13 protein-coding genes and 1 pseudogene are annotated in these 14,498 nt (G+C 66.4%); 13 read left to right on the forward strand and 1 reads right to left on the reverse strand.

Annotated elements, in window-relative coordinates:
* Positions 1–751 precede the first annotated feature (751 nt).
* The 7 genes and pseudogenes from ACFQZZ_RS00005 to recN form a co-directional block, all read left to right on the forward strand.
* Positions 752–1,753 (forward strand): annotated as a pseudogene (locus ACFQZZ_RS00005) (hypothetical protein); the annotation flags it as partial.
* Between the two features lie 104 nt (positions 1,754–1,857).
* Positions 1,858–2,295 (forward strand): MepB family protein, encoded by a 438-nt coding sequence (locus tag ACFQZZ_RS00010; protein ID WP_378671911.1) that lies wholly within the window; start codon positions 1,858–1,860, stop codon positions 2,293–2,295.
* A 172-nt stretch (positions 2,296–2,467) separates the two neighbouring features.
* The gene (locus tag ACFQZZ_RS00015) at positions 2,468–3,376 is read left to right on the forward strand and encodes an HAD-IIA family hydrolase (RefSeq protein WP_378671914.1); all 909 of its coding nucleotides are present in this window, start codon (positions 2,468–2,470) and stop codon (positions 3,374–3,376) included.
* 13 nt (positions 3,377–3,389) lie between these two features.
* Positions 3,390–3,686, forward strand: coding sequence for a hypothetical protein (locus tag ACFQZZ_RS00020; protein ID WP_378671917.1), 297 nt, complete (start codon positions 3,390–3,392; stop codon positions 3,684–3,686).
* A gap of 1 nt (position 3,687) precedes the next feature.
* Positions 3,688–4,509 carry a TlyA family RNA methyltransferase gene (locus ACFQZZ_RS00025; protein ID WP_378671920.1) on the forward strand — a complete coding sequence of 274 codons (822 nt, stop codon included), beginning with the start codon at positions 3,688–3,690 and terminating at the stop codon, positions 4,507–4,509.
* Positions 4,506–5,516 (forward strand): NAD kinase, encoded by a 1,011-nt coding sequence (locus tag ACFQZZ_RS00030; RefSeq protein WP_378671923.1) that lies wholly within the window; start codon positions 4,506–4,508, stop codon positions 5,514–5,516. The genes ACFQZZ_RS00025 and ACFQZZ_RS00030 overlap by 4 nt, the downstream gene beginning before the upstream one ends.
* A complete protein-coding gene (recN, locus tag ACFQZZ_RS00035) occupies positions 5,494–7,263 on the forward strand; it encodes a DNA repair protein RecN (RefSeq protein ID WP_378671926.1) in 1,770 nt (589 codons plus the stop codon). Before ACFQZZ_RS00030 ends, recN begins: the two co-directional genes overlap by 23 nt.
* Positions 7,264–7,339: 76 nt before the next feature.
* Here recN and ACFQZZ_RS00040 read toward each other — a convergent pair whose 3' ends face one another.
* The gene (locus tag ACFQZZ_RS00040) at positions 7,340–7,759 is read right to left on the reverse strand and encodes an SRPBCC family protein (protein WP_378671928.1); all 420 of its coding nucleotides are present in this window, start codon (positions 7,757–7,759) and stop codon (positions 7,340–7,342) included.
* 551 nt (positions 7,760–8,310) lie between these two features.
* On the opposite strand from ACFQZZ_RS00040, the gene ACFQZZ_RS00045 reads away from it, so the two are divergent.
* The 6 genes from ACFQZZ_RS00045 (at position 8,311) to ACFQZZ_RS00070 (ending at position 14,485) form a co-directional block, all read left to right on the forward strand.
* Positions 8,311–9,147, forward strand: coding sequence for a hypothetical protein (locus ACFQZZ_RS00045; RefSeq protein ID WP_378671931.1), 837 nt, complete (start codon positions 8,311–8,313; stop codon positions 9,145–9,147).
* Positions 9,148–9,387: 240 nt separating this feature from the next.
* The gene (locus ACFQZZ_RS00050; RefSeq protein ID WP_378671934.1) at positions 9,388–9,579 is read left to right on the forward strand and encodes a hypothetical protein; all 192 of its coding nucleotides are present in this window, start codon (positions 9,388–9,390) and stop codon (positions 9,577–9,579) included.
* A gap of 143 nt (positions 9,580–9,722) precedes the next feature.
* On the forward strand, positions 9,723–10,937 hold the full coding sequence (steA, locus tag ACFQZZ_RS00055; RefSeq protein ID WP_378671937.1) for a putative cytokinetic ring protein SteA: 1,215 nt from the start codon (positions 9,723–9,725) through the stop codon (positions 10,935–10,937).
* Entirely contained in the window at positions 10,934–11,878 is a 945-nt protein-coding gene (locus ACFQZZ_RS00060; protein ID WP_378671939.1) for a copper transporter, read from the forward strand. The genes steA and ACFQZZ_RS00060 overlap by 4 nt, the downstream gene beginning before the upstream one ends.
* 235 nt (positions 11,879–12,113) lie before the next feature.
* Positions 12,114–13,832: a CTP synthase gene (locus ACFQZZ_RS00065; protein ID WP_378671942.1), complete on the forward strand. Its 1,719-nt coding sequence runs from the start codon at positions 12,114–12,116 to the stop codon at positions 13,830–13,832.
* Positions 13,829–14,485, forward strand: a complete 657-nt coding sequence (locus ACFQZZ_RS00070; protein WP_378671944.1) for an NUDIX domain-containing protein — start codon at positions 13,829–13,831, stop codon at positions 14,483–14,485. The genes ACFQZZ_RS00065 and ACFQZZ_RS00070 overlap by 4 nt, the downstream gene beginning before the upstream one ends.
* Positions 14,486–14,498 lie beyond the last annotated feature (13 nt).

Here is a 14,498-nt window from a genome sequence, read left to right on the forward strand (position 1 = left end):
GCGCCGATGGTACTGCACTCGACAGGGTGTGGGAGAGTAGGACACCGCCGGAACATCATTCACGATAGGGGACCCAGATTCTGGGTCCCCTATCGGCGTTTGGGCACCTTGCCGTGCCCATCTCGCGCCTCCGCGTCCATGCCCCACCATCGACACGTGATTCAATTTGTGGGGCCCCGACCACTCTCGCGGAACCTAGAAAGGGATCACCGTGTCGGAACAGAACGACAACCGGAAGTCCTTCCGGCGTGACACCCCCGCCTCTGGTTCCGGCCAGCGTGGTGAAGGTGGCGATCGCCCGGCGCGTGGCGGCGGCGGGGACTCGTCCTCGAACCGCCCCGACCGTGATCGCACGGGCGGTGACCGCCAAGGGTCCGCGCGCGGCTCGGACCAGCGCGGTGGTTTCAAACGCGGCGGTGATTCCGGGCAGCGCGGGGAATCCGGCGATCGTGGCGGCTTCAACCGCCGCAACGACTCCGGCGATCGCGGTGGCTCCGGTCAGCGCGGCGACTCGACAGGCGGCTTCAAGCGTCGCGAGGATTCGAGTGAGCGCGGTGGCTACAGCCGTAGCGGTGATTCCGGCCAGCGCACCGGCTCCAACGATCGCAGCGGTTTCGACCGAAGAGCTGATTCTGGTCAGCGCGGGGAATCCGGCGATCGTGGCGGCTTCAACCGTGGTGGTGGCTCGGGCGATCGCGGTGGCTCCGGCCGTGGCAGCGATTCGGGCCAACGTGGCGGCTTCAATCGCGGTAGTGATTCCGGCCCGCGTGGTGGATTCAACCGCGGCAGTGGTGATTCCGGTGACCGTGGCAGCTCCAGCCGAGGCGGCGATTCGCGCCAGGGTGGCGGCTCCGACGACCGTGGTGGTTTCAAACGCGGCGGTGATTCCGGGCAGCGTGGTGGATTCAAACGTGATTCTGGTCAGCGCGCCGGCTTCGGTCAGTCCGGTGAACGTGGCGGCTCGGACCGTGGTTCGTTCCAGCGCGGTGATGGACCGTCGCCGGATCGTCGCCGCGGTGGCGAAGGCGCGCGCGCCGGAGGCGGCGGCCAATCGCCGGATCGACGCCCGCCGCGGCCCGAAGAGCCGGATCTGCCGGACGACGTCCAGGCCGCCGATCTCGAACCCGCGGTCCGCCGTGACCTGCTGAGCCTGGACAAGACGAATGCGGAATCCGTCGCGCGCCACTTGGTGATGGCCGCTCGACTGATCGACGACGACCCCGGCCTCGCGCTGGCGCACGCCCGTGCCGCACGGCAACGCGCAGGCCGCATTGCCGTGGTTCGCGAAACCGCGGGCGTCACCGCGTATCACGCGGGCGAATGGGCCGAGGCTCTCTCCGAACTGCGCACCGCCCGCCGGATGTCCGGCGGCTCCGGTCTGCTCGCGGTCATGGCGGACTGCGAACGTGGACTCGGCCGCCCCGAGCGCGCGATCGAACTCGGCCGCAGCGACGAGGCGCGCGCACTGAGCGGTGACGAGGCGAGCGAGTTGCGTATCGTGGTCGCGGGCGCCCGCATGGACCTGGGCCAGTACGACCAGGCTGTCGTCACCCTGCAGACCTCCGATCTGGACCCGTCCCGCACGGGCTCCGCCGCGGCTCGCCTGTTCTACGCCTATGCCGACGCACTGGTCGCCGCGGGCCGGACCGACGACGGTCTCACCTGGTTCCTCAATTCCGCCTCCGCCGACCTGGACGGCGAAACCGATGCCGAGGAGCGCGCGGCGGAGCTGACCGGCGACGCCGACCTCTGAGTGAGATCGGTGTGAGGGTGGCACAGGTGGAATCTTGGTCGGCTCACAGTGATCTAGCGGCCGCGAAGGCATTGGTATACGGGCCTGGTGAGTTCGAATGTTCCATGCCGGTACCCGAACCTGAGAGCGCCGAGTATGGGGCATACGCCTTTACAGTCGATGGGCGCTCGGTGCGGTTCCGGGTAGCCAAGACGACGCCGACGAAAGTCGGTCAGTTCGTCACTGTCTGGCAGCGCTGTGTGGACGGCCCGATCCGGCCGTTCGATGTCGCCGATCGCGTCGACCTCTTCGTCGTCAGCACCCGCACCGAAAACCACCTCGGCCAGTTTGTGTTTCCCGGCACCGTGTTGGGTGCGAAAGGCATTGTCTCGGTTGATGGTTCGGGTGGCAAGCGTGGATTTCGGATCTATCCGCCATGGGCGGACGCCACGAACCGTCAGGCCAGAGCCACGCAGGCGTGGCAGCTGGACTACTTCCTGCATGTGCCCGAAGAAGGGTTCGTGGACACCGTCCGTGCCCGGCTGCTCTACGGCCGGTCGTGACCCGAGTGGCGACGAGGGCCGTACTTTTCTGTCGGGCTGTGAGCGTAGTGTGCGGTGTGCCTCCTCCGGTGGCCGCGACCGCGTGTCGACCCGCGGAGTAGACCGCCGGGCAACCGGAATATGGCGAGGAGTTCGGCAACCGCTGCCGACGGTGACATGGAGTGAGAGTGGTGTGAAGCGGCTACGAGATCGCTACGAAGCCCTGCTGCTGGATCTGGACGGCACGCTGTATCGCGGACCCGAGGTGATCGAGGGTGCCCCCGAGGCGCTGGCGAATTCCGGCGAGTCGCAACGGCTCGTGTATGTCACGAACAATGCCAGCCGTGGCCCGAATGCGGTTGCTCAGCACCTGACCGAACTCGGTTTCCCCGCGACGACAGACGATGTCGTGACCAGCGCGCAAGCGGCGGCTCGGCTGCTCGCGGAACGACTCGACGCCAATGCGACCGTGTTGATCGTCGGCACCGATGACCTCGCCGCCGAGGTCGACGCGGTGGGTCTGCGTTCGGTCCGCCGCTTCAACGGCACCGCGCCCGATGCTGTTGTACAAGGACATTCGCCCCAAACCGCGTGGCCGGATCTGGCCGAGGCGGCCTATGCGCTGAGCGCGGACGCCTTATGGGTCGCCGCCAATACCGACAAGACGCTGCCGAACGAGCGCGGACTCGCGCCAGGCAACGGCGCCATGGTCGCCGCCCTACGTGCGGCCTCCGGTCGTTCGCCGTTGGTGGCGGGCAAGCCGTACGCGCCGCTTATGGAGGATGCCTTGGTGCGGGCCGGGACACGCAGCGCCCTGGTGGTTGGCGACCGCCTGGACACCGATATCGAGGGCGCCAACCGGGTCGGCCTCGAATCGTTGCTGGTCCTGACCGGCGTAAGCACGCTCGACGAGTTGCGCGATGCCCCTGCGGACCGGATTCCGACATACGTTTCGGAATCGCTGGACGCACTGAACTACCCGCCGGCGGACAGCGAACCGGATCCTGCCGCGACCGATTTGGCCGCCGACCTGACCGAACGCTTGCGCCGCAACCCGGGACGAGCCGTGATGGTGCGCGCGTCCGCTTCGGAAATCCGATAGCGTTGACGGCACGATGACTACTCCGATGCCCCGCCCATATGGACCCGGTATGAACGGCCCCGGCGCGAACGGACCCCGCCCCGGGGTCCCGATGCCCGGCCAGCATCTGCCGGGCGCGCAAGGGCGCCCGGAACCGGCCGATCCCGCTCGGATTCGCGCCGACGTCAACAGCCTGCTCGCCGAACTCGATTCACGCGCGGGCCTGCCCGAGGGCGCCGAATCCGGCACCGACATCACGCGGCGCGCTCGCATCCTGGAGCAGGCACACGAGGTGCTGGTCCAGGCCTTGGCCACGGTGGACAAGATCTGAGGTGGCCAGGCGCGCGCGAGTGGACGCCGAACTGGTTCGCCGCGGGTTGGCGAGATCGCGGGAGCACGCGGTCGAGCTGATCGGTGCGGGCCGCGTCCTGATAGCTGGAACGGTCGCGGTGAAGCCGGCGACCGCTGTCGAAACCGGTACACCGCTGATTGTGCGCGACGAACCCGACGAGGTGTCGTGGGCGTCACGTGGCGCGCACAAGCTGCTCGGCGCGCTCGAAGCGTTCGAGCCCGAGGGTTTGACGATTGCGGGCAAACGCTGCCTGGATGCGGGCGCGTCCACCGGTGGATTCACCGACGTGCTGCTTTCCAGGGAAGCGCGCGAGGTGGTCGCCGTCGATGTCGGCTATGGCCAGTTGATCTGGCGGCTGCAGAACGACGAGCGGGTGCGGGTTTTCGATCGCACCAACGTTCGCGGCTTGACTCCCGAAACGATCGGCGGCACCGTCGAGCTCGTGGTCGGCGATCTGTCGTTCATCTCCCTCGGCCTGGTGCTGCCCGCGCTCGCCGCCTGCTCGGCGCCGGGCGCGGATCTGCTGCCCATGGTGAAGCCTCAATTCGAGGTGGGTAAGGAGCGGGTGGGTTCCGGCGGTGTGGTGCGGGATCCGGCCTTGCGTGCCGAAGTGGTGCGCGATGTCGCCGCCGCGGCCGCGGGTTTGGGGCTGCGAACCAGAGCGGTCGTGGCCAGCCCGCTGCCAGGCCCGTCGGGCAATGTCGAATACTTTCTGTGGCTGTGTAAAGACGGGCAGTTCGAGTACGACGGCGAGCAGGTCGCGGCCCTCGTCGAGCGTGCGGTTGAGGAGGGTCCACAGTGAACGCGCAGGCGCCGGCCGAGTCCGGTGGCCGGGAAATTCTGTTGGTTTCGCATCCCGGCCGTGCGGAGATCATCGAAACCGCCCATCGGGTGGCCAAGATCTTCGCGGACGCCGGGATCGGGCTGCGAGTGCTCGCCGACGAGGCGGAGGGCACCCGGTTCGATGTCGATGTCGATTGCGAGGCTCCAGGGCCTGGCTCTTCGGCAGTGGCAGCACCCGGCGGTTATCCGGTCCGGGTGGTCGAGCATTGCCCGGATGCGGCGGTGGGTTGCGAGATGGTGCTGGTCCTCGGTGGTGACGGTACTTTCCTGCGCGCCGCCGAACTGGCCAGGCCTGCTGGTGTGCCGGTGCTGGGAATCAACCTGGGCCGCATCGGGTTTCTCACCGAGGCCGAGGCGGAGCATCTGGACGAGGCGTTGGCCCATGTGGTCGGCAAGGACTACCGCATCGAGCACCGGATGACCATCGACGTCACCGTCCGGGTGGACGACGAGATCGTCGAAACCGGTTGGGCGTTGAACGAAGCAAGTATCGAGAATGCTTCGCGGATGGGTGTGCTGGAGGTCGTGCTGGAGGTCGACGGACGTCCGGTATCGCAGTTCGGCTGCGACGGTATCCTGATCTCGACCCCCACCGGTTCGACCGCGTACGCGTTTTCCGCCGGCGGTCCGGTGGTGTGGCCGGAACTCGAAGCGCTGCTGGTGATTCCGAGCAACGCTCATGCCCTGTTCGCGCGTCCGCTGGTGACCAGCCCGGAGTCCCGTATCGCGGTGGAATCCGTTGCGACGGGTCATGATGCGATAGTTTTTCTGGATGGCAGGCGCACCCTCGCACTGCCGAAGGGCGGGCGGGTCGAAGCCGTCCGCGGTGCCGAACCGGTGCGCTGGGTGCGGTTGGATTCCGCGCCTTTCGCGGACCGGATGGTGCGCAAGTTCCAATTGCCCGTGACAGGCTGGCGTGGCCGACGGCGAACGGAGAGCACACGTGCTGACAGAGATCAGGATTGATGGCCTTGGCGTTATATCGACGGCCACTGCGCAATTCCACGAGGGTCTGACGGTTCTCACCGGCGAAACCGGTGCGGGCAAGACCATGGTGGTCACCAGCCTGCATCTGCTCAGCGGCGCGCGGGCCGATGCGGGCCGGGTGCGGCTCGGTGCTGCTCGTGCAGTGGTGGAGGGGCGGTTCACCGTCGACGACGTCAATGACGCCGCTCGTGCCGAGGTCGGTCAGGTGCTGGAATCCGCTGCGGCTGAGGCGGATGACGATGGCAGCATCATCGCGATCCGGACGGTCGGCAGCGACGGACGTTCCCGCGCCCATCTCGGCGGCCGCGGTGTGCCCGCCGCGGTGCTCGCCGATTTCACCGCCCCGCTGCTGACCGTGCACGGCCAGAACGACCAACTGCGACTGCAGCGTCCGGACCAGCAGTTGTCGGCGCTGGACCAATTCGCCGCCGACACGGTAGGGCCGCTGCTGCGCAAGTATCAGGTGCAGCGAAGGTCCTGGCTCGACGCCCGCACCGAACTGATCGAACGCACCGCGCGCAGTAGGGAACTCGCGCTGGAAGCCGATCGGCTGAAGCATTCGCTGACCGAGATCGACGCCATCGCACCGGAACCCGGTGAGGACGTGCGCATCGTGGACGAGGTGCGCAGGCTGAGCGACCTGGATTCGCTGCGCGGGGCCGCCGTAACAGCGCATGACGCGCTGGCCGGTTCCCCCGATTCGCCGGAAGACGGTTCGGGTGCACTGGAATTGCTCGGCGTGGCCCGCGCCCGCGTGGAGTCGGCCGACGACCCCGCCCTGACCGCGCTCGCGCCCCGGCTGGGGGAGGCCATCGCGTTGGTAGTCGATCTGACCACCGAACTCAGCGGCTACCTCTCGGACCTGCCGTCCGATCCCGGCGCACTGGACTCACTGCTGACCAGACAGGCCGAACTCAAGACGCTCACCCGCAAGTACGCGCCGGACATCGACGGGGTGATCGCGTGGGCGGACGAGTCGCGCACCCGGCTCGGCTCGCTCGATGTTTCTGAAGAGGCCTTGACTGCGTTGGCCGCCGAGGTGGACATCGCCGCCGAGCGTGTCCGTGAGGCGGCGCGCAAGCTGACCGCCGCGCGGACCAAGTCGGCGGGCAAGCTTGCTTCCGCGGTGAGCGCCGAACTGGGCGGGCTGGCAATGGGCAAGGCTCGGCTCGAGGTCGAGGTGCGCCCGGTGCCCGCGAGCCCGCAGGATTCCGCGCCGCTGACGGTCGATGGAAAAGAGCTGCACGCGGGATCATCTGGCGTGGATGAGGTGGAGTTCCGGCTTTCCGCACACTCCGGCGCGCAGTCGCTGCCATTGAGCAAGAGTGCGTCCGGCGGTGAACTCTCGCGTGTGATGCTGGCTCTCGAGGTGGTGCTCGCCAGTTCGGACCACGGCGCGACGATGGTGTTCGACGAGGTCGACGCCGGCGTCGGTGGTCGCGCGGCGGTGGAGATCGGCCGCAGGCTTGCCCGCCTCGCCCGCACCCATCAGGTGATTGTGGTGACCCACTTGCCGCAGGTCGCGGCATTCGCCGACACACATCTGGTGGTGGACAAGTCCGACGACGGCAAGGGCAAGGTCAACAGCGGCGTCCGCGCCCTCACCAAAGATGAGCGAGTGATCGAACTGGCCCGCATGCTGGCCGGCCTCGATGACACCGAAACCGGCCGAGCCCACGCCGAGGAACTCCTCGAAACCGCCCGTTCCGAGCGCACCCCGGCCTGACAGCCGCACCCTTGTGCGGATCCGTGCCCATTCCAGGATCCGCGGTTGCTGCGGATCCCGGAAAGAGCGCGGTTGCTCAGCGGACTGCTTTTTGGGCGCCGCGGATGAACTGGCCGATGAGGTTGCGGAGGCCGAATTCGAGGATCTTGGACGGCACAGGGAGGCTCGGCTCGGATTCCATCGTGTAGGAGACCAGGGTGCCGTTGTCGGCGTCGGTGAAGGTGACGATACCGACGTGCCGCTTCACCGGGGCACCCTTGACGATCTTGTACTCCATGCGCTCACCCGGCACCAGCTTGGTGATCTCCTCGGTGACCCCGAGCGGGCCGACGCCGATCAGGTGCTGCGCGCCGACGCCTTCGCGTTCGGTCAGGCCCGGCTTCGTCAGCTTGACCTGGACCGGCAGGTAGGGGCTTATGCTCTCGCGCTCGGCGAAAAGCCGGTACACGACCTCACGCGGGGCGGCGATGACAGCGTCGACGGTGGTGCTGGCCATGAATGTCTCCTCTTCGAGATATCTGTGACCCGCAGCATACGGGTACTGTCTGGGACCCCGGGACTCCTGTACCTGGGATCACAATCGCGTCCGATTCGATTGCACCGCGAACAGAGGCGAAAGTCCTTCTGCGCGTGTGGATTATGCTGGAACTGGGCAGCATGAGGACGCCGCACTTGGTAGGATATCCAGGGCTTCGCACGGTGGAGAACGGTGTCCAATCGTATAGCGTCGCCGCAGGTTGTAGGCCACGGCGATAGGACTTGCATTCTGTGTGAAAGCGGCATCGCTCGGTTGATGAAGCAGGTCGTCGATCGGGCTGAGGGCAATCTGTACTCCTCGCTTGGTTCGACTCCGATGGTCCGCGTTACCTCAGTCGCCATACCGATCGAGCAGCCGATCATCTCGACGCAACCAACTAGCAGCTTCGGACTCAGCTTGGCCGCATCCCTGGCGCGGCTAACGGCTGAGGATCACATGGCCAAGCGGACGCCGGCGATGGTGCTTCGAGAAGGAGCTGCCGGGATCAGGCCAAGAGTAGCGCTGTTTTGTTGATCCGATCCGACCTGCTGGCGCGGAAATTGGCCCTGCTTACCGAACGTCTGAGCGATGACATTACGAGGTGGGCAGTGCCTTTGGCGCATGGCCCCAGATCCATCGGTCACGGAGCCGAGGGTGCGGCCGGAACACTTGGGAGATCCGACGCGGGGATCCGCCACGATTCCGATGCCATCGACGGGCCGTCCTCGCCTCTGCTATTGGAAACCGGGTCCGCACCGCTGGATCGTTTCTATAACGGAGCACGCCTGTGGCAGTGTGAGCAAGTATTTCCCAAGGCTTTTCGGGGAAGGGAAGCCGCAGATTCAGAAGGCTATATCCGTACAGCTTCGCACAGTAGCGCCGGGGACGTCGTATACCTGACGGACGGTGACGATATCGCCGGCGTATACGGAACGATCACGAGCTGGACAGATGTCCGTGACGGCACGATGCGGTTCCATCCGGCGGGCATGGTGCTGGGTATCGACGCCAACAGTATTCGTGTGAATCCGATGGCTGCGGACGGGCATTCGGCAAAGACCTACATCGAAGGCGTCAGCGACCGAGTATTCACCACCCCAGGCCGTGTGGACACATCCAAAATAGTCAGTGTCGAATTTCAGACCTACGAAAACATCATCAACAACCCCGACGCGACATTGGTGGCCGACGGGTTCTCCGGCTTCGAGGGTCTGAGCCAGGAGTCTTTGCGCGATCCCACGGTAGTCGCCGATCGCCTCTCGAACATCGCCGCTGCCGTGAGCAGAAACTACCCGACGATCGACGTCACAGTCGGCGTCAATCGCCTCCACAGCGACGAAGCCATCAGAACATTCTTGGCAACATGAGCGAAGATCTTTCGATCGCACCTTTCTTGCGGACGTGGAACACGCCAACCGCATTCCCCCAGCGCTGAGCCCGCCGCAGAGCGTCCGTGGTGCCGATCGAGCTCATTCAGCACGTGCAGGCCGAAGTTGCTCTGTAACTTCAGCTTTGTGCGAGATGGAATCTGCCCCAAATGCTCATCGGCCACGGTTCGGGCGTCGCGAAACGGCTTGCAACTCGGACAGGCAGGTTATGCGACATTGATGCCTGCGATCGAGCCGGGCTTCCGTGGCATCAGGCAAGGCCACAACACGCACGGGATGTGGCAGTTCATCTGCACGACCTGCGGGTACCTGGAGATGTATGTGATCGATCCCGAGGCGCTCGGATTCGTCGCCCGCACCTGGTCCCCGGTCCCGGTGGTCGGCCCGCAGGGCAATCAGCCACAGCCCTGATCCGGCCTCGATACGCCACACGGGCCCGCGGCCTGGGCAAGCTCGCTTATCGCATGGTGCCAGAAGTATCACAGTGACGAATGTGGTAGATGAGTCGGCGCGCCTCCACCAATGGTTGAGGGTTGGCGGCCATTATCGGGCCCATGAAGATGTTGGCGTTGTTGTCGAGGAACACCGAAACGCTGCCCGGGCTATCCGGCATCGCCCGGGTCGACCGCAACACCCGGCGTCTGCTCGAGCGGGTCGGGCCCGGTGATGTGGTGGTGCTGGACGAGATGGATCTGGATCGGCTCACTGCCGATCGGCTCGTCGAAGCAGGTGTGGTCGCGGTGGTGAATACCTCGCCGTCGATCTCTGGACGTTATCCGAATCTGGGCCCGGAAGTGTTGGTGGCCAACGGAATACTACTGCTGGATACGGTGAGTTCGGACGCTTTCAGCAAAATCAAGGATGGCGTCAAAGTCCGCGTCGACGAGGGCATCATCTACGCGCACAAGTCGACCAAGAAGGAACCCGAGGTCCTGGTCGAGGGCATCGAGCTGACCGAATCCGCCATTGCCGACCGGATGATCGAGGCCCGCAACGGCCTTGCCGATCATCTGGAGGCGTTCGCGGGCAACACCATCGAGTTCTTCCGCACCGAGAGTGCGCTGCTGATCGACGGCATCGGCGTTCCGGAACTCGACCTGACGATGAAGCATCGGCACGTGGTCGTGGTGGCCGACGGCCCGGACCACGCGGACGAGCTGAAGGCGCTCAAGCCCTTTATCAAGGAGTACGCGCCGATCATGATCGGCGTCGGCCGCGGCGCGGACACCCTGATGAAGCAGCGTTATCGCCCCGACCTCATCGTCGGCGATCCGGACGAAATCACCACCAATACCTTGAAGTCCGGCGCCGAGGTGATCCTGCCCGCCGACACCGACGGCCATGCCAAAGGCCTGGAGCGCATTCAGGATCTCGGTATCGGGGCAACGACCTTCCCGTCTTCGGGCTCGCCTGCCGACCTGGCGCTGCTGCTTGCCCACCATCACGGCGCGTCGCTGATCGTGACCGCGGGTGCCGCCGCATCGCTGGACGACTTCTTCGATCGCGGGCGCCGCGACAGCAACCCGGCCACGTTCCTCACCCGGCTCAAGGTCGGAACGAAGCTGATGGACGCCAAAGCCGTCGCCACCCTCTACCGAAACCGCGTATCCGGCACCGCGATCGCGATGATCGTGCTCGCCGCGCTCATCGCCGTGATCGTCGCGATGCTCGCCTCCCATATAGGCAGCGAGGTGCTGGACTGGGCCGTCGACACTTGGAATCGGTTTGCACTATGGGCGCAGGGCCTGGTCGGCGAGGAGCGTCGATGATCTCCCTACGCCAGCACTCCGTTTCGATCGTCGCGGTCTTCCTGGCAATCGCCGTCGGCGTGGTGCTCGGCTCGCAGACGGTGGCGGCTGACTTGCTACACGGATTGCGTGCGGACAAGTCCGATCTTCGCAAGCAGGTCGACACGGTCTCCGAACAGAACCGCCGACTAACCGACGAGCTGAACGCCGCCGATCGTTTCATCGCAGGCTCGGCAGGTCGGATCCTCGGCGGCACTCTCACCGACCGTAGCGTCGTGGTGTTCACTACCCCCGATGCCGACCCCGTCGACATCGAGGCCGTCACGATGGGTCTAGATACCTCCGGCGCCACGGTGACGGGCAAGATCGCACTCACCGACGCCTTCCTCGACACCACCGAGGGCGACCGGCTGCGCACCACCATCACCAATGTCATCCCCGCGGGCGCTCAGTTGCGCAGCGGAGCGGTCGACCAGGGCAGCATGGCAGGCGACCTGCTCGGCCTGGTGCTGCTGCTCGATCCCACGAACTCGCAACCTCGCAGCACCCCGCAGGAACTCGGCCTTGCGTTGGAGACACTGCGCGGCGGAGGATTTCTCGCCTACGGCGACACTCCGGTCAACGCGGCGCAACTCGCCGTCGTCATCACCGGCAACGGCGCCCGCTCCAGCGAGAACGGTCAAGGCTCGAACATCGCCCGCTTCGCGGGCGCCCTCCGCGGTCGCGCCGCGGGCGTAGTCCTGGCAGGCCGCTCCGGCGCTGACGACAACCCTGGCCCCATCGCCACCATCCGCTCGGACGCCGCCCTGGCCACCACTGTGACCACCGTCGACAACCTCGACCGGGAAATCGCCCGCGTCACCACCGTCCTCGGCCTCAGCGAGCAACTGAACGGCGGCGCGGGCCGCTACGGCACCGGCGCCAAGGCGAATTCCCTCACCCTCGTCGCGCTGCCCGGCTGAACCTTTCGCGGCTCCCCGGCGGTTCTGGCGGCCCGCGATACGGTGGCAGTGCCGAGGCGACCTCCCTCACAGTCGTACTCACGGTGAATCGGTGTGGTGACACAACTCGGGGCAGGCGCACCGTAGCTACGCTGTGAACACGGCCCGCTGTCCGCGTGGTCCCACCGCAGCGATCCAGTGGCAAACGTGCGTGGCGTGTGATCGGAACTGCGGATTCGTGTTACCGTGAAGACCCGTGGGTCAAACACGGATTCAGGCGCGAACAGCGACGAAACACATATTCGTCAGCGGTGGTGTCGCCTCCTCATTGGGTAAAGGTCTTACCGCCTCCAGCCTCGGTCAGCTGTTGACGGCGCGCGGGCTGCGCGTCACGATGCAGAAACTCGACCCGTACTTGAACGTCGATCCCGGCACCATGAATCCGTTCCAACACGGAGAGGTGTTCGTGACGGAGGACGGCGCCGAGACCGACCTGGATGTCGGTCACTACGAGCGGTTCCTCGACAGGGACCTGTCCGGGGACGCGAATGTGACCACGGGGCAGGTGTATTCGTCGGTGATCGCCAAGGAGCGGCGCGGCGAGTACCTCGGTGACACAGTGCAGGTCATCCCGCACATCACCGACGAGATCAAGAGCCGCATCCTCGCGATGGCAGGCCCTGATCTGGAGGGACATGTCCCCGACGTGGTCATCACCGAGATCGGCGGCACGGTCGGCGACATCGAGTCGCAGCCGTTCCTCGAGGCCGCGCGGCAGGTGCGCCACGACGTCGGTCGGGAGAACGTTTTCTTCCTGCACGTGTCGCTGGTGCCTTACCTGGCGCCATCGGGCGAACTCAAGACCAAGCCGACGCAGCACTCGGTTGCGGCGCTGCGCAGCATCGGTATCCAGCCCGACGCGCTGATCCTGCGCTGCGATCGGGACGTGCCACAGGGTCTCAAGAGCAAGATCGCGCTGATGTGCGACGTCGATGTCGACGCCTGCATCTCCACCCCGGACGCGCCGTCGATCTACGACATTCCGAAGGTGCTGCACCGCGAGGGCCTCGACGCCTATGTGGTGCGCAAGCTCGGGCTGCCGTTCCGCGACGTGGACTGGACTGTCTGGGGTGATCTGCTCGATCGCGTGCACTCGCCCCGCGAGATCGTCGAGGTCGCGCTGGTCGGCAAGTACGTCGATCTGCCCGACGCGTACCTGTCGGTGACCGAGGCGCTGCGCGCGGGTGGGTTCGCGTCCCGGGCCAAGGTCAACATCCACTGGGTGCAGTCCGATGACTGTGAGACCCCGGCGGGTGCGCAGGCCGCGCTGCGCGATGTGGACGCCGTGCTGATCCCTGGTGGGTTCGGCATCCGCGGCATCGAGGGCAAGGTCGGCGCCATCCGGTACGCGCGGACCAGGGGCTTGCCGCTGCTCGGCCTGTGTCTCGGTTTGCAGTGCGTCGTGATCGAAGCGGCGCGTTCGGTCGGTCTCGCCGAGGCGAACTCGGCCGAATTCGAGCCGGACACACCGCATCCGGTGATCTCGACCATGGCCGACCAGCAGCAGGTCATCGCCGGTGAGGCCGATCTCGGTGGCACCATGCGCCTCGGCGCCTACCCGGCCACCCTGACCAAGGGGTCGGTGGTCGCTCAGGCCTACGGCACCGAGCAGGTTTCCGAGCGGCACCGGCATCGCTATGAGGTGAACAACGCCTACCGCGACAAGATCGCCACCAGCGGCCTCCAGTTCAGCGGCACGTCGCCGGACGGGCACCTGGTCGAATTCGTCGAGCTGCCCGCCGACAAGCATCCGTTCTTCGTCGCCACCCAGGCGCACCCGGAGCTGAAGAGCCGCCCGACCCGCCCGCACCCGCTGTTCGCGGCGCTCATCGCGGCGGCGCTGAAATACAAGCTGGCCGAGCGACTTCCGGTCGATCTTCCGGACGAAGAGCTCGCGGACGCGGATCAGGCGTGACCGAACACGGGGGTGGACCGGGCAGCCACGATTTCGAGACGGTGTCCAGCAAGACCGTCTACAGCGGCGCGATCCTCGCACTGCGGCTCGACCAGGTGGCGATGCCGGGTGGTCGGGTCGTCGAGCGTGAGGTGATCGAGCACCACGGTGCGGTCGCCGTCGCAGCGGTCGATGACAACGACAACGTGGTGCTGATCCGGCAGTACCGGCACCCGATCGGCACCCGGCTGCTCGAGTTGCCCGCGGGCCTGCTCGATCTGTCGGGCGAGGACCCGCTCGAAGCGGCCGAGCGTGAGCTGGCCGAGGAGACCGGTCTGGCCGCACGGGAATGGTCGGTGCTGGTGGATGTCGCGCTGTCGCCCGGCTTCACCGACGAGGCACTGCGGGTCTACTTCGCGCGAGGGCTGTACGAGACCCATCAACCCGAGCCGGAGAACGAGGAAGCGGATCTGGAGCTGGTCCGGATGCCGGTCGACGAGGCTGTGCGTGCCGCGCTGGCAGGCGAGATCGTCAACGCGACGGCGGTGGCCGGTGTGCTCGCGCTCGCGGCCGTACGGGCGGGTAGCGCCGAGCTACGACCCGCCGACGCGCCGTGGCCAGGACAGCCCGCGGCGTTCCTACGCCGCAAAGCGGCTCAGCAGTCCGAAGACTGACGGGGACCCGGCG

Source organism: Nocardia sp. GCM10030253 (assembly GCF_042675075.1).
Taxonomy (GTDB): Bacteria; Actinomycetota; Actinomycetes; order Mycobacteriales; family Mycobacteriaceae; genus Nocardia.

Excerpts from the sequence above, each read along its gene's own strand:
- ACFQZZ_RS00050 (WP_378671934.1), top strand. The coding sequence starts at position 9,388 with ATGCCTGCGATCGAGCCGGGCTTCCGTGGCATCAGGCAAGGCCACAAC.
- ACFQZZ_RS00010 (WP_378671911.1), top strand. The coding sequence starts at position 1,858 with ATGCCGGTACCCGAACCTGAGAGCGCCGAGTATGGGGCATACGCCTTT.
- ACFQZZ_RS00020 (WP_378671917.1), top strand. The coding sequence starts at position 3,390 with ATGACTACTCCGATGCCCCGCCCATATGGACCCGGTATGAACGGCCCC.
- ACFQZZ_RS00060 (WP_378671939.1), top strand. The coding sequence starts at position 10,934 with ATGATCTCCCTACGCCAGCACTCCGTTTCGATCGTCGCGGTCTTCCTG.
- steA (WP_378671937.1), top strand. The coding sequence starts at position 9,723 with ATGAAGATGTTGGCGTTGTTGTCGAGGAACACCGAAACGCTGCCCGGG.
- ACFQZZ_RS00040 (WP_378671928.1), bottom strand. The coding sequence starts at position 7,759 with ATGGCCAGCACCACCGTCGACGCTGTCATCGCCGCCCCGCGTGAGGTC.